21 protein-coding genes are annotated in these 19,759 nt (G+C 57.9%); 9 read left to right on the top strand and 12 right to left on the bottom strand.

Features of this window, described 5'->3' with window-relative positions; translation table 11 throughout:
* The first annotated feature begins 150 nt into the window (after positions 1-150).
* The 3 genes from LEPTO7104_RS0109700 (at position 151) to LEPTO7104_RS0109690 (ending at position 2,582) form a co-directional block, all read left to right on the top strand.
* Positions 151-357, top strand: a complete 207-nt coding sequence (locus LEPTO7104_RS0109700; protein ID WP_017298378.1) for a hypothetical protein — start codon at positions 151-153, stop codon at positions 355-357.
* A 44-nt stretch (positions 358-401) separates the two neighbouring features.
* Positions 402-872 carry a hypothetical protein gene (locus LEPTO7104_RS0109695; RefSeq protein WP_155523578.1) on the top strand — a complete coding sequence of 157 codons (471 nt, stop codon included), beginning with the start codon at positions 402-404 and terminating at the stop codon, positions 870-872.
* A gap of 453 nt (positions 873-1,325) precedes the next feature.
* The gene (locus LEPTO7104_RS0109690; RefSeq protein ID WP_017298376.1) at positions 1,326-2,582 is read left to right on the top strand and encodes a glycosyltransferase family protein; all 1,257 of its coding nucleotides are present in this window, start codon (positions 1,326-1,328) and stop codon (positions 2,580-2,582) included.
* 63 nt (positions 2,583-2,645) lie between these two features.
* On the opposite strand, the gene LEPTO7104_RS33340 is transcribed toward LEPTO7104_RS0109690, so the two are convergent.
* Positions 2,646-3,446, bottom strand: a complete 801-nt coding sequence (locus LEPTO7104_RS33340) for a hypothetical protein (protein WP_071527206.1) — start codon at positions 3,444-3,446, stop codon at positions 2,646-2,648.
* Positions 3,447-3,770: 324 nt separating this feature from the next.
* Between LEPTO7104_RS33340 and LEPTO7104_RS0109680 the strand changes: the two genes are divergently transcribed.
* Positions 3,771-4,265 carry a helix-turn-helix domain-containing protein gene (locus LEPTO7104_RS0109680; protein WP_017298374.1) on the top strand — a complete coding sequence of 165 codons (495 nt, stop codon included), beginning with the start codon at positions 3,771-3,773 and terminating at the stop codon, positions 4,263-4,265.
* Between the two features lies 1 nt (position 4,266).
* On the opposite strand, the gene LEPTO7104_RS0109675 is transcribed toward LEPTO7104_RS0109680, so the two are convergent.
* Positions 4,267-5,043, bottom strand: a complete 777-nt coding sequence (locus tag LEPTO7104_RS0109675) for a phosphoadenylyl-sulfate reductase (protein ID WP_026072537.1) — start codon at positions 5,041-5,043, stop codon at positions 4,267-4,269.
* A gap of 504 nt (positions 5,044-5,547) precedes the next feature.
* On the opposite strand from LEPTO7104_RS0109675, the gene puuE reads away from it, so the two are divergent.
* From puuE to LEPTO7104_RS0109660, 3 genes are all read left to right on the top strand, one after another.
* Positions 5,548-6,462: an allantoinase PuuE gene (gene puuE / locus LEPTO7104_RS0109670; RefSeq protein WP_017298372.1), complete on the top strand. Its 915-nt coding sequence runs from the start codon at positions 5,548-5,550 to the stop codon at positions 6,460-6,462.
* A 100-nt stretch (positions 6,463-6,562) separates the two neighbouring features.
* Positions 6,563-7,156 (top strand): TRAP transporter small permease subunit, encoded by a 594-nt coding sequence (locus tag LEPTO7104_RS0109665; RefSeq protein WP_017298371.1) that lies wholly within the window; start codon positions 6,563-6,565, stop codon positions 7,154-7,156.
* 68 nt (positions 7,157-7,224) lie between these two features.
* Positions 7,225-8,559: a TRAP transporter large permease gene (locus LEPTO7104_RS0109660; RefSeq protein ID WP_017298370.1), complete on the top strand. Its 1,335-nt coding sequence runs from the start codon at positions 7,225-7,227 to the stop codon at positions 8,557-8,559.
* A gap of 18 nt (positions 8,560-8,577) precedes the next feature.
* Here LEPTO7104_RS0109660 and LEPTO7104_RS0109655 read toward each other — a convergent pair whose 3' ends face one another.
* The 3 genes from LEPTO7104_RS0109655 to LEPTO7104_RS0109645 all read right to left on the bottom strand — a co-directional run bounded on the left by LEPTO7104_RS0109655 (position 8,578) and on the right by LEPTO7104_RS0109645 (position 10,873).
* Positions 8,578-9,714, bottom strand: a complete 1,137-nt coding sequence (locus LEPTO7104_RS0109655; RefSeq protein WP_017298369.1) for a TRAP transporter substrate-binding protein — start codon at positions 9,712-9,714, stop codon at positions 8,578-8,580.
* 209 nt (positions 9,715-9,923) lie between these two features.
* Entirely contained in the window at positions 9,924-10,211 is a 288-nt protein-coding gene (gene gatC / locus LEPTO7104_RS0109650; protein ID WP_017298368.1) for an Asp-tRNA(Asn)/Glu-tRNA(Gln) amidotransferase subunit GatC, read from the bottom strand.
* 140 nt (positions 10,212-10,351) lie between these two features.
* Positions 10,352-10,873 (bottom strand): photosystem I assembly protein Ycf3, encoded by a 522-nt coding sequence (locus tag LEPTO7104_RS0109645; RefSeq protein WP_017298367.1) that lies wholly within the window; start codon positions 10,871-10,873, stop codon positions 10,352-10,354.
* A 468-nt stretch (positions 10,874-11,341) separates the two neighbouring features.
* Between LEPTO7104_RS0109645 and LEPTO7104_RS0109640 the strand changes: the two genes are divergently transcribed.
* Positions 11,342-11,644, top strand: coding sequence for a hypothetical protein (locus LEPTO7104_RS0109640; RefSeq protein WP_017298366.1), 303 nt, complete (start codon positions 11,342-11,344; stop codon positions 11,642-11,644).
* A 231-nt stretch (positions 11,645-11,875) separates the two neighbouring features.
* Here the strand turns inward: LEPTO7104_RS0109640 and LEPTO7104_RS0109635 are convergent, their stop codons facing one another.
* The 7 genes from LEPTO7104_RS0109635 to LEPTO7104_RS0109605 all read right to left on the bottom strand — a co-directional run bounded on the left by LEPTO7104_RS0109635 (position 11,876) and on the right by LEPTO7104_RS0109605 (position 18,500).
* Entirely contained in the window at positions 11,876-12,796 is a 921-nt protein-coding gene (locus LEPTO7104_RS0109635; protein WP_017298365.1) for an NAD(+) kinase, read from the bottom strand.
* Positions 12,797-12,840: 44 nt separating this feature from the next.
* Positions 12,841-13,146, bottom strand: coding sequence for an NADH-quinone oxidoreductase subunit NuoK (gene nuoK / locus LEPTO7104_RS0109630; RefSeq protein WP_017298364.1), 306 nt, complete (start codon positions 13,144-13,146; stop codon positions 12,841-12,843).
* A 93-nt stretch (positions 13,147-13,239) separates the two neighbouring features.
* Complete coding sequence (locus LEPTO7104_RS0109625; RefSeq protein ID WP_026072536.1) at positions 13,240-13,854, bottom strand: NADH-quinone oxidoreductase subunit J; 615 nt, start codon at positions 13,852-13,854, stop codon at positions 13,240-13,242.
* A gap of 80 nt (positions 13,855-13,934) precedes the next feature.
* Complete coding sequence (ndhI, locus tag LEPTO7104_RS0109620; protein ID WP_196358173.1) at positions 13,935-14,540, bottom strand: NAD(P)H-quinone oxidoreductase subunit I; 606 nt, start codon at positions 14,538-14,540, stop codon at positions 13,935-13,937.
* A 116-nt stretch (positions 14,541-14,656) separates the two neighbouring features.
* Positions 14,657-15,775: an NADH-quinone oxidoreductase subunit NuoH gene (gene nuoH / locus LEPTO7104_RS0109615; protein WP_017298361.1), complete on the bottom strand. Its 1,119-nt coding sequence runs from the start codon at positions 15,773-15,775 to the stop codon at positions 14,657-14,659.
* A 350-nt stretch (positions 15,776-16,125) separates the two neighbouring features.
* Entirely contained in the window at positions 16,126-17,307 is a 1,182-nt protein-coding gene (locus tag LEPTO7104_RS0109610; protein WP_026072535.1) for a citrate synthase, read from the bottom strand.
* A gap of 164 nt (positions 17,308-17,471) precedes the next feature.
* The gene (locus tag LEPTO7104_RS0109605; protein WP_017298359.1) at positions 17,472-18,500 is read right to left on the bottom strand and encodes a Gfo/Idh/MocA family protein; all 1,029 of its coding nucleotides are present in this window, start codon (positions 18,498-18,500) and stop codon (positions 17,472-17,474) included.
* Positions 18,501-18,611: 111 nt separating this feature from the next.
* On the opposite strand from LEPTO7104_RS0109605, the gene LEPTO7104_RS0109600 reads away from it, so the two are divergent.
* Entirely contained in the window at positions 18,612-19,652 is a 1,041-nt protein-coding gene (locus LEPTO7104_RS0109600) for a YheT family hydrolase (RefSeq protein WP_017298358.1), read from the top strand.
* Positions 19,653-19,759: the final 107 nt, after the last annotated feature.

Genomic DNA, 19,759 nt, shown 5'->3' with positions numbered 1-19,759 from the left:
ATTAGATATTTATTTGGGTTATTGAACAACCCAGGAATCTGTCCATTATTTATTCATTTAGGCAGAAGCCCTGACATTTCTAACTGGATAATCTGGACTATGCACAGGTGTCGGTCCCGCTGGCGGCACTATCAACCTAAGCATTGAGCCATGTTTGTTAAAAATTCCCAAGATCAGACTTTAGTTAAAGTCACCAGTCTCCAAGAGCTGTTCGATCCGCTCCAAAACGAGGTGCAGGGACGGCAGCAGGCTGGGGAAGAAGAGCAGCCTGCCCAGGCGTTTCCGAAATCGCAGCTGCAATTTCCCTCCGGAGAACCCCTGCCCCAGTGCTGGACTGATCCAGACTATCAGCTGTAAATGTTGTTTCGGCAGCTCAAATAAAGCCATTTTTGAGGGTTACTATGCAATCTCGTCGAAGGCCGCTAGCGGGCGATTGGACCAGAGGATCGAAGGGTTTAATCAGCTTCTTCGTGCTTTTTTTGGCTGTGGGCTTTTTGCTTTATCAGCTATTTTCCAGCGTTTTTCTTGCCTTTGACTACTCTTTTGGTGCCGGGGCTAGGGGGCTGGCTGCGGCACTGTTCCCTTTGATTATTTTGGTCTACCTCGGGTTTATTGCTCGACTTCAGGTGCCGACCAGGGAAAGCCGTGCCCCCATCATCAACAGCTTTGTCATATTTTTGTTCTGGACCATGCTGGTCATAGGCATCGATATCAACAAGCAAGTTCCCTACTTTCCCGTTGAAGAACTGCTTTACTCGCTTACCCTGGCATCTATGCTTTGGCGCTACAAATTCCGAGGCTCTTTTAAGGCCCTGTTAGCCTGCTGCTATGGTGTTTTGGCCGGAGCGCTAGCAGCGATAATCATTTTTTAGGCGATCGCGCTTTAACGCTTTAAGTTAAGTGAGCGCACCGAGCAAATCAGGCATTTCCAAAACTCTAAGCAAGAAAATTTAGCGGGCGCATAGACCTCTGGGCCAAGCCGTGAGAGGGTCAAAACAGGTTCAATGCCACAGAAGCAGATTGGGAAAAGCTGTATGGCGCTATTCCCAATCTGCTTCAGGGCAGCCCGACCCAAGACAATGAGGAGTCCCTGCCGGGTGGGCCGCCGCAGACCAGCCAGGTCGGTGGCGATCGCTCCATTCTGCCCAAAAGCGGAGGAGCTTTTTTGCGGACATCGGTGCAGAATTTGGGTCGCTGTAACCTCTCTTTGGGCTTTTTCCTGCCGCCCGAGCCACGGCGGATTGATTCAGAGGAGTATTGAGTCAGACATCTTGCGATCGCCACTTATCCCTATGATGAAATCTAGCCATTAGGGATACCTGGGTATGGACTACAAGCAAGAGCTAATTACCACTATCCACGATCTCGGGTACGACCCCGAACGCCTAGAGCAGCGCCTGACCGAACTGAGTCAAACAAACCCTACGGCAGTGCTAATTCCGTCACTGTACGAGGAGCTAGAGCGACCAGCGCTGGCCAACATTCGCGATCACCTCAGCCACTGTCCCTTTGTCAACAACGTGATTGTCTGCCTCTACGCCGACAGCTTTGAGCAGTACCGCCACGCCGTTCAGTTCTTTGAGCCGCTGCCCCAGCCCACCTTTGTGCTGTGGGAAAATGGTCCCCGCATTACCGACATTTTGCAGACCCTCAAGGACAAGGGACTGGATCTACTGCGCTTTAAGGGCAAAGGGCGAGCCGTGTGGCTAGGGCTGGGGGTGTCATCTCTGCATGCCGCCGCGATCGCCCTTCACGATGCCGACATCACCACCTACGATCGCTCCTATCCCCTCAAGCTGCTGTACCCCCTGCTCGAACAGGAGTTTGGCATTGCCTTCAGCAAAGCCTACTACGCCCGCATTGGCGACAATCCCCGCAGCCTTCACGGGCGAGTCACCCGGTTGTTTGTGACGCCTTTGATTACCTCGCTGATGGAGCTTTTTGGCTACAGCGATTATCTGCGCTACCTCGATGCCTATCGCTATCCCCTCTCGGGCGAGTTTGCCCTCTCCAGCGACCTGGCCCTGACCACCCGCATCCCCGGCAACTGGGGCTTAGAGGTGGGGCTATTGGCCGAGGTCTACCGAAATATGGCCCTCAAGCGCATCGCCCAGATCGACCTGGGCATTTTTGAGCACAAGCACCAGACCCTAGGCAGTTCCGCCAATTCAGGACTGCAAAAAATGTGCCGCGACATCCTGCAATCGGTGTTTAGAACCCTGACCGAAACCGAGCAGGTGGTGATTGGTCATGACCACATTCGCGCCCTGCGCATTAAGTACCGCCGCGAGGCCCAAAATCTGGCCCGCCAGTATTTTGTCGATGCTCGCTTTAACGGCCTGGAGTACGATCGCCACAAAGAAGAAATGACCATCGAAACCTTCGAGCAGGTCATTTTAGAAGCGGGTAACCAGTACCTGGAAGACCCCACTGGCACCCAAATTCCCGACTGGACTCGTGCGCTGGCCGTCATTCCCGACCTGCGCGAACAGCTGCTTGACGCCGTTCTCTCCGATATGGCTGAGGCGCGATCGACTGCGGCCCCCGCAGAAGTCATTGCAATGGCTTCTGCGGCCCATTGATCGATTGCGTGGGGCGATGAATTGCGTAGAGCGGACTGAGCAGTGCACAATTTGCGCTGCTTCCTACGCCGATCGTTTTTGCGCCCTAGGACTGCGTGTGCTGGGACTGTGTGTGCTGGTCGGAAGCTCATTGCGACTGCGCAGAGTCACATTGGCTCCTTCGCTAGACTGCTCAATCACCAGCAGCGGGGTGGGTTTGGCTTTTTGGTCCCAGTGCATGTTGGCAATGCGGCCCTGAATGGTTGGCTGCCAGTGGGTCTCCTCGGCGTCGGGACTCATGAAGTTCTCTATACAGTCGACTAGCTGGCCAATGGTAGATGAGGTGGCCTGGGTGGGCAGTTTGGCCAGCCTGATTTGAATGCGGAATAGCACCCGCTGCTTAGCCAGCGGATTGTCGTGGGGCGCATACTCAACATCAAAAATTTCGTCCACAACCCGGGGCTTACTGGCAATGCCAATCATGCCTTCCTCGGCCTGGCGGGGGCGCAGAGCAATGCTAATTTTCTGCTTAACCTTAACCTTGAGCTGGTTCACAATCGCCGCGTGGAAATGCTCCTCGTCCATGCGCATGCGCAGGTAGTCGAGATTGAACTCGCGCGAGTGAATCAGATCCGGGTTTTGCTCCATTTTGCTGATGGTTTTCAGGGCCAGCTTGACCTTTTTTTGCAGCTCCTGGTTTTTGTAGGTTTCGAACTTAAGTTGCTTAACCAGGCGGCGGGTTTGCAGATGGGAATAGACACCCAACCCCACAAGCAGCACCAGTAGCCCTCCAGATGCCAGCATCCAAGGGTTATCAAGCTGGGGCCGACTAGCGACAGGAGCTTGCGCAAGGGTTGAATGCACCAGAACTGTAGAGGTTTTCATGATCGGTGTGCAACAAAGCAGGTAAGAACTATGCCTATAGTTCCCTGAAGGTAGCCTATTACCATCCCAATCCATCAAGAATTAAAAATGTTTCTCATAAACTTGAGATAAGTCTACGTGATTTTACAGAATAATTGTGTTGGCTAGACGCCAAAATTTTCTCAGTCTTAAGCGCCCAAGATTTTTTCTTTGCGGTAGGCTTTCCGGGTACTGCTGCTGGGGTCGTTCGGACCCAGTCAGATCGGCTTTCCAGGTGCCGTGGCCATTTTTTGCGGCATTATAGAGAGTCAGATGGCTTATTCCTGAAATTCGTCTCGTTTTCCCATGAAACCCGGCAGCAAGTATCATCCTTTGTTCAATCACCTCAAGCAATCTGGCCTAGTCGAGGTAGTGCTCCCTTTCACCGAGATCGAGGCCCTGCTGAGAAGTCCCCTCCCCAACTCGGCCAGCGATCGCAAAAACTGGTGGAGCAATCGCGAAACCCCTGCGGCTCTCCAGGCCAGCGCCTGGGTGGGGGCAGGTTACCACGTCCAGGCGGTCGATATGGACAGCAAGGTCGTAACCTTCCGCAGGTTTGAGGCCGAATACAACATTCAGACCAAAGACGGCAAGATCGTCTGGCAGCGAGACGCCATTCGCGCCCTGCGCAAGCACATGGGACTTACCCAGATGGAGTTTGCCGAGCAGATGGGAGTGCGCCGCCAAACCATCAGCGAGTGGGAAAACGGCGTTTACGAACCCGATCGCAGCACCGCCAAATTTCTAGAGCTGATTGCCAAGCACGCCAACTTCCCGGTGCCGGTGACCGAGGCAACCTAGGCTACAGCGAACTGGAGTCGAGGCTGGCCGCCTCCTCCGGCGACTGGGGTAGGTGTAGCCCGCACTCCTGTTTCAGCCCCTTAAACCGAGTGTCGCGATCGCTGCTGTCGTCGGCGGTAATGGGCCTGCTGGAGTGCCAGTCACCCACGGTCACATAGCCCTTGTCAAACAGCGGGTGGTAGGGCAAATCGTGGGCCACCAGGTAGTTGTAGACATCCTTAGAGGTCCACCGGAGAATGGGCAGCAGCTTGTAGCGGCCCCCCTGCTGCCCCACCCGCCCCAGGGACTTGCGGTGGTCGGTCTGGTCAGAGCGCAGCCCCGTCAGCCAGGCTGTGGCGTTTAGGTCACTCAAGGCCCGCTGCATGGGCTCTACCTTGCGAATTTTGTCGTAGCGGTTGAGGGCTTCGACATCGTGTTGCTCCCACAGGCGACCGTGAAGTGCCTCCATGCGGGCTGGGCTGAGGGTCGATTGGTAGACCTTGAGGTTCAGGCCCAGGCGCGCCGACAGATCTTCAGCAAAGCGGTAGGTTTCGACCGGCAGGTAGCCCGTATCGACCCAAATTACCGGTATGTTAGGCACTATCTGGGTTACCAGGTGCAGCATGACCGCCGACTGAATGCCGAAGCTCGTGCTCAGGACCAGGCCATCGCCAAAGGTGTCGTAGCCCCACTGCACCAGACTGGCAGCGTCGCTGTCTCCCCACTCCTGGTTAATTGCGTTCAGATCCAGAACGGGGGCAGCCTGCATTCTGCTCGGTAAGAGCGCGGCATCTGACATGGGTTTAGTTCTTCCGTTCAACAAAGTCGTAGCTCCAGTTGCCACAATTCTGTGGTGGTTACGATATTGGCCAAGCAGGCCGCCAGCAGAGCGAGTCGAGTCCTCAGAATACAAGGTTTGAGGCTACACCGCTCTCCCGCTGGTGGGCTAATACATACCTTGACCTTAGTCACGACCTTAGCCACTTCTCGACATTAGCCGATCTACCGATCATAAACGAGGGGGAAATGAACCATTTGGTGGCCCCACGCCATTTTTGCGGGGGAAATAGCCTCTGGAGGATCCAGGTTAAGAATTTGCTCCAGGACATTATTCCAAGTCCCGCTTAGATATTCTCTATGCCTGGAGCCACTTCGACAAACATCCCCAGGGAGCACGTTTTTGAAAATCTGTTTTTTGAACTCAGAGCGGAGGATTGGCTCCACAAATTGTGGCTAGACCAGAAGATATTTTACCCGTAAAATCCAGCCTTATCTCGCTGTAAACTCCACTCCACAATTTCCTATGGCAGTTACCCCGCCCTACCCCCGCGACTTAATTGGCTATGGCCGGATTCCGCCCCATCCCCAGTGGCCCAGCAACGCCAAGATTGCCGTACAGTTTGTGATCAACTACGAAGAGGGGGGCGAAAACTGCATTCTCCACGGCGATGCGGCCTCGGAGGCGTTTTTGTCGGAGAGCGTGGGGGCGGCCCCGCTGACCGGGGTGCGCAACATGAATATGGAGTCGATGTATGAGTACGGCAGTCGGGCGGGGTTTTGGCGGCTGTACCGGCTGTTTAACAGCCGGAGGCTGCCTCTGACGGTATATGCCGTGGCCATGGCGATGGCCCGCAACCCCGAGGCGGTGGCAGCCATGACCGAAGCCGACTGGGAGATCGCCAGCCACGGCTACCGCTGGATCGACTACCAGTACTTTGGCGTCGAGGCCGAACGGGAGCACATTCGCAACGCGATCGCCATTCACACCCAGGTGGCGGGCAGTCGCCCCCTGGGCTTTTACCAGGGACGCAACAGCCCCAATACCCGCGCCCTGGTGGTGGAAGAGGGCGGCTTTCTCTACGATGCCGACAGCTACGCCGACGACCTGCCCTACTGGACCACCGAATACGGCAAGCCCCATCTGATCATCCCCTACACCCTCGACAACAACGACATGCGGTTTGCCACCTACGCCGGGTTTAACTCGGGGGATCAGTTTTTTGCCTACCTGCGCGATGCCTTCGACACCCTCTACGCCGAGGGCAATGAAGCCCCCAAGATGATGAGTATTGGCCTGCACTGCCGCCTGGCGGGGCGACCGGGGCGCACGGCGGCCCTGGCCAGATTTTTGGACTATGTGCAGAGCCGCGATCGCGTCTGGATTTGCCGCCGGGTCGACATCGCCCGCCACTGGCACCAGCACCATGCTCTGCCCTAGAAATGCCCGTGTCTTGGACCGCCTCTTTAAGCGGTATTATCAACTCCAACCACGAGCTGCGGCGGCAGGGAGGAAGGAGAGGGTGCTGACTTCTGGGATAGTGCAACGGCTGCTGCGGCTGGCTCGGGCCATTGACAAGCTGATCGAACCGATTGGCAAGGGGCTGAGCTGGCTGGTGCTGCTCACCGTTGCCGTGGGCTTTTACAACGTGATGGCCCGCTACATTGGCCGTTTTCTGGGCCTACAGCTGGCCTCGAATGGACTGATAGAGTTGCAGTGGTACCTATTCTCGATCACGTTTCTGCTCAGCTTTCCCTACATTCTCAAGCACGGAGCTAACGTGCGGGTCGATTTTCTGGAGGCGGGCTGGAGCGATCGCCGCAAAGCCCTAGTCAGCTTTTGGGGTACGGTGCTGTTTCTGATTCCCTTCTGCCTGCTGGGGCTGTGGGTAACCATCAACCCGGTGCTGCAATCTTGGGGACTTTTGCCCGACGGCACCTGGGGCCACTGGGAAGTGTCGCCCGATGCCAATGGTCTGCCCAGGGCACCCATTAAGTCGATGGTGCTGGTGGGCCTCGGGCTGCTGCTGCTCCAGGCCATTGCCCAGGCGATTAAGTTCTGGGCCGTGTGGTGCGGCTACGCTGAGGGATCGCTGCTTTTGGAGGCGGAGGCCGAGCTTCCACCCCTGGAGTAGGGGCAGGAGCAGAGCCAAAATTGTCCGGCGGCATCTCGGTTTTCAAGATCCCCCATTGAAGGAGCGCTATGGGCTACGAGTGGTTAGCGATCGCGATGTTCGTTGGCTTCTTTTTGATTTTGATCAGCGGCTACCCGGTGGCGTTTTCCTTTGCCGGTACGGGGTTGGTGTTTGGCCTGGTGGGCTGGCTGCTGGGGGCCTTTGACCCGGCCCGGCTGCTGCTGCTGCCAAACATCTGGTTCGGCACCATGGCCAACTTCACCCTGCTGGCGATTCCGTTTTTTGTGTTTTTGGGCGCGGTGCTGGAGAAATCGGGCCTGGCGGAGGAGCTGCTAGAGACTGTGGGCCTGGTACTCGGTCCGCTGCGAGGGGGCATGGCCCTGGCGGTGGTGCTGGTGGGCACCCTGCTGGCGGCGGCGACCGGAGTGGTAGCTGCCACGGTCATTCTGATGGGCATGATTTCGCTACCGGTCATGCTGCGCCACGGCTACGATCAGCGGCTGGCCGCCGGAGCCATCATCGCATCGGGCACCCTGGCACAGCTGATTCCCCCCAGTTTGGTGCTGGTGGTGCTGAGCGATCAGCTGGGGGTGTCGGTGGGCGACTTGTTCCTGGGCGCGCTGATACCGGGGCTGCTGCTGGCCGGGGCCTACGCCGTCTACGTGCTGCTGGTGGCGTTTTTTAAGCCCAGCACGGCACCGCCCCTGCCCCTGGCCATGCGCCAGCTCAGCGCTTGGGAATTGCTGAAGCGCACCGTGAAGGCGATTGTGCCGCCAGTGCTGCTGATTGTTGTGGTGCTGGGCAGCATTTTCTTTGGTGTTGCCACCCCGACTGAGGCGGGGGCCGTGGGGGCGGTGGGGGCCTGCGGGCTGGCGGCCCTCAACCGTCGCCTGACGGTAGCGCTGCTGCAGGAGGCGGCCCACGCCACCGCTATGGTCACCGGGGTGGTGCTGATGATTTTGTTTTGCTCGTCGTTTTTTGGCCTGGTGTTCGATGCCCTGGGGGGCAAAAGCCTGATTACCAACCTGCTGGTGAATCTGCCGGGGGGCTATTTAACCTTTTTGGTGGTGGCCAACCTGGTCATTTTTGTCATGGGAGTGTTTTTAGAGTTTATTGAAATTTGCTTTATTGCCATGCCGCTGCTGGTGCCTGCGGCCCAGGCGCTCAATATCGATATGGTGTGGTTTGGGGTGGTGATGGCGCTCAACTTACAGACGGCGTTTATATCACCGCCGGTGGGGTTCTCGCTGTTTTATCTCCAAAGCGTGGCGCCAAAATCGATCAGCACCCGCGAGATTCACCGCAGCGCCCTGCCGTTTATAGGCATTCAGCTGGTGGTGCTAGTGGTGGTAATGGTGTTTCCCCAGACGGTGAGCTGGCTGGTGGCGCGATCGCTCCAGTAGCTGCTCCATTGCTTCAAGCTAGGTGGGCGGCTTTCCCCCTGGCTTCAGGTTGCTGTAGACAAAGCGCTCAAAGCCTCCCTGGTTGAGCTGGTTCCAGGCGTAGATGCGATCGCGAAATCCGCGCCAGTTTTCATAAATGCCCTTAAAATCGGCATCGCTGGCGGCAAACTCGTCGTAGAGGTCGAAGGTGACCTCTTGGGCCGCCGTCATAATCTCATCGCTAAACTGCCGCAGCTGAGTGCCGCTGGCCAGCAGCCGCTCCAGCGCCGCCGCATTCAGCGCCTCGTAGCGAGACAGCATGCGCAGGTTGGTCTCGTAGGCGGCGGCCTGCACCATCTCCTGGTAAACCGGCGGCAGTTTGTTCCACTCGTTGAGGTTAATCTGCACCTCCAGGGTGCTGCCCGGTTCCCACCAGCCGGGGTGGTAGTAGTACTGGGCAACGCGGTTGAGGCCCAGCTTTTCGTCGTCGTAGGGGCCAACCCACTCGGCCGCGTCGATCGCTCCGGTTTGCAGCGCCTGAAAAATCTCGCCGCCGGGCAGGGTTTGCACCGTCACCCCCAGCTTGCCCATCACCTGGCCCCCCAGCCCCGGAATGCGCATTTTGAGCCCGGCCAGATCGCTGACGGTATTAATTTCGCGGCGAAACCAGCCCCCCATCTGGGTGCCCGTATTGCCCGCCGGAAACTGAATGACGTTGAACTTGCTGGCATAAAAAGCCTGAAGCTGGGTCAGCCCTTCCCCGTCGTAGAGCCAGGTATTTTGCTGCTGGGCCGTCAGCCCAAAGGGAATGCCGCAGCCAAAGCCCATCACCGGGCTGCGCCCAATGTAGTAGTAAGAGGCCGTGTGGCCACAGGGCACCGCCCCCTGGGAGACGACGTTCAAGACCTCCAGCGGCGGGGCCAGTTCGCCAGCGGTGCGCGGGGTAATGGTAAACCGCCCCCCGCTCATGGCGCTCACCCGCTCGGCAAACACTTTTGCTCCCGTCAGCAGGGTGTCGAGGGAAGCGGGCCAGCTGGTGGCCATTTGCCAGTTAATGCGCGGCAGGTCACTGCTAGCCGTACCTTCAGCCCCTGGGGTAGACGCCCCATTGCAAGCCGCTGCGCCAGCCGCCGCCAGCCCCCAAGCCGTTGTTTTAACTAACCGCCGACGCTTCATAGCACCTCAACATTGCGAATCCCGAGGACAGACTAAAGCCGCAGCAGACCACTGGCGGCTGCCGTATATGGAATGAACTGAGGTCGATTGTCCTACAGGTTGCGATTCCCTGGCGCTGTCGGTAGAAAATCGTAAGAAAGCAGACTATTTTGACGGTGGAATGAGCTATACAGGGATTAATCAGGCATTAGCAGAGGCTTAAGCCAAGCCTACTCGCTGAGGATCTTGGGCACCTTAAAAAATCCGTCTTCGCGATCGGGGGCGCAGTCGAGAATGGCGGCTCGTTCGGCGAAGGGCTGAAGGCTGTCGGTGCGGGTAATATTGCTCAGCTCGATGGCGCGGGTTGTGGGTTCCACATTGTCGGTGTTCAGCTCTTTGAGCTGCTCTACGTAGTCGAGAATGCCGCCCAGCTGCTCGGTAAACTGAGCTTCCTCCTCCGTGGAGAGTTCCAATCTAGCTAGCAAAGCAACTTTGCGAACCTGTTCGAGGTCGATCATAGGACGGTAATCCAGAAAAGAGGGCTGAGGCCTGTTGGCCAGATGAATAAAACACGGCGGCATCCAATGCACCGTCAGCAGGCTAAGGCAAACGTTTAACCGCCCCAGCGGCGGGCCGGTAGGGGGCAGTGCCCTACGGGTTAGAAGAAGATGTCGTTCTTCATGCGGCCTGTATTTTTCATCCAGTTTTGGGCTTCGATGTAGTTGTTGGGGGCAATGGTAATGGCCTCTAGCCAGTAGCGGGCCGCTTCGTCAAAGAAGTTTTCGGCGGCGTCGGTGTCACCGCTGGCCTCGGCCTGCTCGCCTTTGTAGTGGTAGATCACCGCGATGTTGTTGAGGGCCTGACACAGGCGAGGATTGAGGTCTAGCGCTTCGTGGTACTTCTCCAGGGCAATGTCGTGCTCGCCGTTGCTGGCGTGGATGAGGCCCATGTTGTAGAGAATGAAGCTCTTGTCGTAGGGTTCTTCTTCGAGCGTCAGGGCTTCGCGGTAGTTTTCCATCGCCTCGGCGTATTCCCCATCGGCCTGGGCCGACATGCCGTCGCGATAGTAGGCAAAGGCCTCCTTCTCGCTCTTTTTGGCGGGCATCATTTTGAGGATCATGTCGGCCATGACGGTGAAGGATTTGTCGATGAAGTTGTCGTTGCGTTGGGTTCTTGGCATGGTTGGCGACGCGCAAATGAGGGACGTAACGATTACCTAAGCCCGGTGGTGCTGCCTCAGCAAAATCCCGGTTAGGCCAGACAAATATATAAGTAAGCCTAGCAAAACCTGGGAGCTTAATCCCATGGGTCACAGGGTATTAAGGGATTGGCCGGTGGCTGGGGTCGGCTATGGGGCGATCGCGCCTCCGCAAGCCAAGCCTGGGTCACGGGCAAACGTCTCCTCCACTGCTACACCTGGGGATGAAAACCCGCCAACGCCGATGCCTCAGCTTGACTATCCTGGAATAAGACTGTGGGTTAGAACTATCTAAGCCGCACCAGCTAATGCTTCTGGTTCTCGGTCAGTCTGCATCTTCGCTTGGGTCATTGTCGGCCCAGACAATCGGCTAAGCCAGGGCAACCATTGCGATCGCAGCAGTCTAAGCCAGGCATTTTTGACCAAATTTCGTGATTCCTCCGCTCAAATATGGACTTATCTCTACTGCTAGCGATTTTACTGCTCGCCGCTCTTTTTTTCTGGCTCAAACGCCGTCAGTCCGGTCGCCGCCCCGGCGGCTATCGCCTCAACACCCCGGAGCCTGAAACGGCCACCGCCCGGCGATCGGTGCGCGGCCATACCCAGCGAGAGCTGGTGCGCCTGGTGGGGGGCAACCGGGCCGTGGCCGAGCGGCTGGTAGAGCAGGTGCAGTTGCGCAACCCCAACCACAGTGAACAGTGGTGCTGGGAGAAGGCCATTTACGACATTCAGCGCGATCGCCACAGCTCCTAGGGCGTGCCATCAATTCTGGCTAAAGTCCTGATTCCACTAGCATTGCCACGCCCGACCCAAAAAACAGGCTAGGGGCTGTAACCGCTGATGCTTGGGTGATCAGCAACTAGTTAATGACAGCCCCTAGTGCTCGAAGGCTGAACTATGCCGATTATGCCAGCTCGCTTGGCTCCCCAGCTCCCCTGCTCCCTAGCTCTCCAAAAATAGTCCCTAAACTTCCGCCACTGATTACTAGTTCCTGTGATTATTCATGTAGTTAATGCGGGTACCGGCCCAGTTGAGCTTGTTGCGCAGGGTGCCGTAGTAGGAATGGTCCTGGCGCAGAATGATGAACTGGGCCATGGCCTCGGCGCTGCGCACGTCTACCCGCTGCCCTGGCCAAATCGCGGTCCCCAATACCCCATCGGTCCACAGCTTGGTGGTGAGATCGGGATCGGCCAGGGGCCAGACGCTCACCACCGAACCGGGCGGCAGCACAATGGGGCGGCTCGACAGGCTGAGCGGGCAAATGGGCGTCACCACGATGGCATCCATGCCGGGGTGAATAATTGGCCCCCCCGCCGCTACGGTGTAGCCCGTCGATCCGGTGGGGGTGCTGATCAATAAACCGTCCCCCTGGTACTGATCTACCACCTCACCGTCGATCTCCATTTCGAGAATAGAGGTGATCATGCGATCGGGGGACGCCGGTTTAATGGACATTTCGTTGAGGGCCAGGTAGATCTCGCTCAGGGGATCTAGATTGGTGCGATGGCCCTCGTAGATACGGGCTTGCAGCATCATGCGCTGCTGCACCGCAAAGCGATCGCTCAGCAGCCGCTCCCACACAGCCTCAGTGTCATCCATCTCCTCAGAGCTTTCGGTCAAAAACCCCAGGTGGCCGCCAATGTTGACCGCCAAAATAGGAATATTCTCGGAGGCCAAATTGCGCGCCGCCGTCAGGGCCGTGCCGTCGCCACCAAACACGATCGCCAGGTTGATGGGCTGGCTGACAGAGGCCAAAAAAACCGGGTAGGGGTTGTCCTTCGGTCCGCTAGGACCGCGCAGTACCTTGCTACCAAGGGCCTCAAGCTGATGGGCACATTTCTCCGCCCACTGCTGACTCAGCCGGTTGCCGGCTTTATGGACAATAATGACTTGCTCAAGTTGCACAACAAGAGGCCGTGGGTTGATACCTCAACGTCAGTGGCTTAGATCTACCACTTCAGCAGATTAAACTGCTCCATATCCACCGTATCGCGATTGCGGTAGATGGACAGCACAATAGCGAGGCCTACTGCCGCCTCTGCCGCCGCGATGCTAATCACAAAAACCGCAAACACCTGGCCATTGATGCCCACCGGATCGAGATAGTTGGAGAACGCCATCAAATTCAGGTTGACCGCATTCAGCATTAGCTCAATGGACATCAGCACTCGAATGACGTTGCGGCTGTTTACCAGGCCGTAAATACCAATGCAGAAGAGAGCAGCGGCGGTCAGCAAAAAATACTCAAGTTGCATAGCTGACAAAAAATCCGTCCTAAATTACCCAGCAACAATCAAATTTTGGCAGTCTGTAGCCCCAGCCGACCAGGGCTTGGGCCGCACCCTAGACTAGCTGTCTGCCTCAGAGCCCGATACCGACGATACCAGCTCCCGAGGCCGCTCTGGCAGCTGTAGCGCCTCAGAAGCTGGCTCCCCTGGCGCGACATCGGGAATAAACTCCCGGCGGGCCAGTACGATCGCCCCAATCAGCGCTATCAACAGCAGCACCGAGGCCAGCTCAAAGGGCAGCAGATAGTCGGTAAAAAAGTGGATGCCAATGGTTACGGTGGCCATATCTCCCGTGGGCACCTGGCTGGAAATAGCCCAGGGCGTGTTTAGAGTTGAGGCCGTGAGCAAGGCAAACAGCCCTACGCAGACGCCCCCGGTAGCGGTTTTGCCCAGCCAGGCCCGCTTCATCGGCACATAGGCTTGCTCTTTATTAACCAGCATGATCCCAAACAGGATCAGCACGCTGACTGCACCCACGTAGACCAGCACCTGGGCCGCAGCCACAAAGCCCGCGTTGAGCAAAATATACAGGCCCGACATGCTGGTGAAGACGCCCCCAAGCAGGAACGCCGAGTACACGATGTTATCTAACAGCACGACTCCCAGGGCACCGCCTAGGGTCATCGCAGTCAGTAGGCCAAAGGTAACGAGTTGTACCCCTTCCGCTAGCGTCACAGTTCTAAACTCCTGGTGATAGATCGAGCGTTCACAACGGCGGCAGCCTAGGTGAATTTACCACGGAACCCTGACCCGTGCTAACTCTCAGCCTCGGGCTTGGACTCTGCCTGGGCCGCCTCTAAAATTTCCTGGGGCATCTGCCCGGCTCGCCGGACATTGGCCGGCAAGTCATGGGGATCCATTACGCCCTTCGGCAGGTAGGCCAGTTCGCGCAAAGGCGTGACCATAGGATCTTCAGTGACCTTGTAGGGCAGCCGTCCCAGGGCTACGTTGTCGTAGTTTAGTTCGTGGCGATCGTAGGCGGCCAGCTCATACTCCTCGGTCATGGAGAGGCAGTTAGTGGGGCAATACTCTACGCAGTTGCCGCAAAAAATACAAACGCCAAAGTCAATGCTGTAGTGCTTGAGATCTTTTTTCTTCGTGGCTTTATCGAACTCCCAATCCACTACGGGTAGGTTGATCGGGCATACCCGCACGCACACTTCACAGGCGATGCACTTGTCAAACTCAAAGTGAATACGCCCCCGGTAGCGCTCCGACGGAATCAGCTTTTCGTAGGGGTACTGAACTGTGACCGGGCGGCGACTCATGTGGTCAAAGGTTACAGACAGCCCCTGGCCAATATATTTGGCCGCCTGTAAGCTTTCTTTGGCATAGTCGCCGACCTGTTTTAGAAAACCCAGCATAGGGGGAAGCCTCCAGAGTTTTAGGGGGTATTGGGGGATGTCGTCGCCCAGCGCAGCGCTCATAGCCCAACCGAGAAAACTGACTACCTAAAGGGTAGGGCAGCATCCCTCAGCTAGCCACCAAAGGCAACGGGGAAGGTGAGCTTGAGGGCGGCGGTCAGCAGCAGGTTGACCAGCGATACCGGCAGCAAAAACTTCCAGCCAAAGTCGAGCAGCTGGTCAATGCGAATACGGGGCATGGTCCACCGGATTAGCACCGCAATAAAGACCAGGGCGTAGGCCTTAAACAGGGTCATCATGATGCCCACTGAAGCGGTGATGACCTGAAGCCAGGGGGTGGTTTCGCTCACCCCGATCAGGCTGGCCAGCCAGCTGACCGAAACAGGAAATTCCCAGCCGCCCAGGTAGAGGATGGAGACGATAAGCGCCGAAAGTACCAGGTTGACGTAGGAACCCACGTAGAACAGACCAAACTTCATGCCGGTATATTCGGTCTGGTAGCCCGCCACCAGTTCTTCCTCGGCCTCGGGCAGGTCAAAGGGCAGACGCTCACACTCGGCCAGGGCCGCAATCCAGAAAATCAGGAACCCGGCGGGCTGCCGCCAGATATTCCAGCCCAGGATGCCGTAGCCCGACTGCTGATTGACGATGTCTATGGTGCTCAGGCTGTTGGACATGAGCACTACCGCCAGCACCGCCAGGGCCATGGGAATTTCATAGCTGATCGACTGGGCCGCCGCCCGCAGCCCCCCCAGCAGGGAGTACTTATTGTTGGAGGAATAGCCCGACATCAGCAGGCCAATCGGGGCGATGCTGGAGAGGGCGATCCACAGAAAAATGCCGACGCCAATGTCGGTAATGACCAGGTTTTGGCCAAAGGGCACAATCAGGTAGGACAGAAAAACTGGAATCACTACGATCGCAGGCCCCAGCGTAAACAGCAGCGGGTCGGCCTTAGCGGGGGTAATGTCTTCTTTGAAAATAAGCTTGATGCCGTCGGCGGCGGCCTGAAGGCTGCCTAGCGGACCGGCAAACTCGGGGCCAATGCGCTGCTGGGCGGCGGCGGAAATTTTGCGCTCTAGCCAAACCGTGACAAAAATGCTCACCGTGGCCCCAACCAGGATTACCACCATTGGCAGGGGCAGCCACAGGGCTTTGGCGGCTCCTGCGGGCACCCCCAGGTCAACTAGGGCGTTGACGAAGCTACCCTGTAGGTCAATTCCTTGATTCATGGGCCAGTCCTTAGCAGCGGGTACGTTTGACTCTAACGAGGAAAAAACGGTTTTTTAGATTCTACCGTCATCTTCCCCGATCCACCGGGGCTGGGGCCGACGATTCATAGGAATTCTTGGGCCATGGTATTGGGAATACTGAGGGCTGGAGAGATTTGGGACCATGGGTGACCAGATTGCCCCCCAGAGTATCTCTAGGGTTACCCATGGAGGCAGGTCAAAAATTGCTCAAACAAAAGCCCCCCGACGCAAGCGCCAGAGGGGCAGGAGTTCCTGAAAATCGTCACTGAATCAATAATCTGCGCTTAGGGAAAGAGTGCCCAGGGGGGTCTGACCCATCAGTCGGTACCCTAGGAAGGCAGAGAGACAGAAAATCCTTGCTTATCCCAGATTTGAGGGCGGTTGGCGAGGTCAATATAGGTCTGGCTGTGGGGACCAGTGTAGATCTGAGTCGGCCTAAAGATCCGGTTTTCGCCCAGCTGCTCCTTCCAGTGGGCCAGCCAGCCAGCCACCCGCGCGATCGCAAAGATTGGCGTAAACAGATCGGTGGGAATGCCCAGCTTTCTGTAGACCAGCCCCGAGTAAAAGTCGACGTTGGGATAAATGCCCTTGGTGCCGAGCTTTTCAGACACCGCCTGCTCCATCTCCAGGGCAATGGCGTAGTACTCGTCCTGGCCAAACTTGGCAAACAGCTGCTCGGCCAGGCCTTGCAAAATGGTGGCGCGGGGGTCTTTGACTTTGTAGACCCGGTGGCCAAAGCCCATAATTTTAGACTTTTCGGCGATACAGCGCTCCACGTAGGGGCGCACATTTTCCACCGAGCCGATCTGCTCCAGCATGTCGATGACTTCCTCGTTGGCCCCGCCGTGAAGCGGCCCCGCCAGGGTGCCCACCGCCGAAGCCACCACAGCGTAGGGGTCGGTTAGGGTAGAGGCGGTCACCATGGCCGAAAAGGTCGAGGCGTTGATGGTGTGCTCGGCGTGGAGGGTGAGGCAGATATCGAAAATGCGCGCGGCCAGGGGGTCTGGCTCGCGCTCGTTGAGCATGTAGAGAAAGTTGGCGGCATAGTCGAGATCGTCGCGGGGCTGCACCGGGTCATTGCCCTTGCGCATGAGCTGAAAGGCCGCCACCATGGTGGGAATTTTGGCCAGTAGGCGCACCACCGCCTGCTGAATGTAGATTGGGTTATCCAGGGCCCGACGGGAGTAAAAGAGCCCAAGGGCTGCGGCGCAGGCTTGCAGTGCGTCCATCGGGTGGCCGCTCTCGGGAAAGCACTTCATCATGTCGCGGATGCGGTACTTAAGGCGACGATGGTAGCGAATTTCGTACTCGAAGGCTTCTAGCTCGGGCTTGGAGGGCAATCCGCCCCAAATTAGCAGGTAGGCTGTCTCCAAAAACGTGCCGCGCTGGGCCAGCTCTTCGATGGGAATACCGCGATACTCCAGAATCCCGGCCTTGCCATCCACAAAGCTGACGCTCGATTGGGTGGCCGGTACACCTTCTAAACCGGGTCTGTACTCACATGCGGTCATATAGTTGTTACTCCCGTTCGCTGACCTATGATTCCAAGGGGTATGAATGCCCCGCCGTCATCAACGCTACCAAATGATCTGATTCATCCCTAGCCCTGCCGTCAACGCAGGCTGTTAACTCGGAGGGTACACAGTTGGGGGAGATCAATACTGTTGGCCATGCTCTACAACGGTACAGGCCCAGAGGCTGACAGCGCTACTACCTGGCCTGTGGCCGCCGATCGCTGGGCGGCGGCGGCCACCTGAAGCGTAGACAGGCTGGCATCGGGGGTGCAGTACAGCGCCCGTCCGGTCAGTAAATGCTCGATCACCTGAGCCATATCTGCGGCAAACAGGCCCCGACGAGACCCTACGGCTAGGGAACGACCGCCTTGAGCGGTGGTGAGGGTGCCGCGATCGCCCTCAAAGCAGAGAGAGCCTGCGCTGCCTGAGACCTCCAGCCGCCGAGCGGCCTCCCACAGCGCCTCGCCTTTGCCGTAGACCACCTCAGCCATCAGCCCCGAGGCAAAGGTGAGCTGGGCGGTGCAGAGGCAGGTGGTGTAGCAGGTCATGCCCTCTGGGCCAGCAACCAATTCGCTGTAGTGGTTTTGGCAGTAGACCCGGGCCACTGGGCCAAAGCAGTCGATCAGCCGGTGCAGACGAGACAGCGCCCCCACCAGCGGAAACCCAAACAGATCGGGGCAGTAGGTCCACGACCTGGGGGCGGGGCGCTTGGGGGCAAGGGTGCAGTAGCGAGCATAGATGGGCTGTCCTACAGCGGCCAGATTGGCCTTGAGGGCGCGGTGGGTGCCCCCCAGCAACTCGATGTGCTCGACGTGCAGCAGGCGATCTTTCGCTTTAGCCAGAGTCAGCAAGGGCCGAGCTTCTTCCGCGCTGAGCGCCAGGGGATACTCAACTACAACATGGCGGTTGGCCTCCAGGGCCGCCGCGACCACGGTGCTGTGGTCGCGGTTGATGTGGCACACCACAATCAGATCCAGGTCGGCATGGCTGACCAGGTCTTGCCAGTGGTCTAGGGCGACGGCGTTGTATTGCTCGGCGAAGGCGACGGTTTCGGCGGGGATATGTCCGGCGATCGCGACAATCCGAGCTGATGCCATCCCCTGCAGAGCATCGGCCCGCCGCCGGGCCACAAACCCCGTCCCCACAATGCCGACCCGCACCCTGTCGCCCTGAACCCTGAGGCCTGTCATTTACGCTGTCCCTGCATGGTTAAATTCCTGCCGCCGCCGATTTTCCGCTGGCGGGGGGATGGTGCTCAGCGGGGTTCTCTGGAATGCTGAAGGCAGTATTACTACGATCCTATGCCCACCTTTACGCCGCCCTGGTTTCTCCAGAATGGTCTGGCCATGACCCTCTACACGGCTCTGGTGGCCAACCAAACCTGGCCCCAGAGCATTGATGTATTGCCTGTAGCCTACCAAGACCAGATCTTTGTGGGCCACGGGAATGTACCTATTTTTGGGCGCTGGGCGGTGCCAAAGCAGCCCCGGGGCACCATCGTCGCCACCTACGGCATTACCGGCAGCCTGGACGACCAGTGGCAGCTAGAGATTCTAGGCCGCAAGGCCTACCAGCGGGGCTACGGCCTGGTGATGTTTGACTGGCGGGCCCACGGCAAAACGGCAGAACTTTCCCCTACCCTGACCTCCGACGGTATCTACGAAGGGGAAGACTACATTGCCCTGGCCGCGCAGGCCAAGGCGCTGGGCTGTGCGCCGCCGTTTTGGTTCGTTGGCTATTCCCTCAGCGGGCAGCTGGCCCTGTGGGGAGCGAAAGCCGCGATGAACTTGCCCCCCGACAGCGGCCTTCTGCCAGACGACATTGGCGGGGTGGTGGTGGTGTGCCCAAGCCTCGACTCCAATCGATCGCTGCGATACCTGACCTCAGACCCGCTCGGTAAATACCTGGAGCGGTCTATCGCCCAGGAACTCAAACGCCTGGCCCAGCGCCTGCACCGCTTTCACCCCGAACACTTTGACCCTGCCGCGATCGCGCGGGCCAACAGCATTTGGGCCTTTGATCACGAGCTGGTGATTGAGCGGCTGGGGTTTGCCTCGGTGGAAGCCTACTACGACGCCAGCAGCCCCCTGCCGTTTATGGCGGAACTAACCACCCCTACGCTGGTGCTTTACGCGGCTGACGACCCGATGTTTAGCCCGGAGATTATTCCTGACCTGCAAAAAATCGGCGCTGCCAACCCCAATCTCGACCTGGTGCTCACCGACCATGGTGGCCACGTGGGCTACTACAGCAGCAGCGCCGGACAGCGCCAGGCCGGGGATAGGGACCCCTGGTGGGCGTGGAACCGAGCGCTGGACTGGATCGATCGACAGCTGGTCTAGTTCACTCTATCGAGACTGCCGTAGCGGCTGAATGCAGACTTGCTGGCTGTGCCAAAATAGCTTTAGAGACAGTGGGTTGGAGATAAATCGTGCAGGGATTGTTGGGT

This window comes from Nodosilinea nodulosa PCC 7104, assembly GCF_000309385.1.
In the GTDB taxonomy this organism is placed as follows: Bacteria; Cyanobacteriota; Cyanobacteriia; order Phormidesmidales; family Phormidesmidaceae; genus Nodosilinea; species Nodosilinea nodulosa.
The sequence above is the reverse complement of the archived record's forward strand: the minus strand, read 5'-3'. Positions and strand labels throughout refer to the sequence as shown.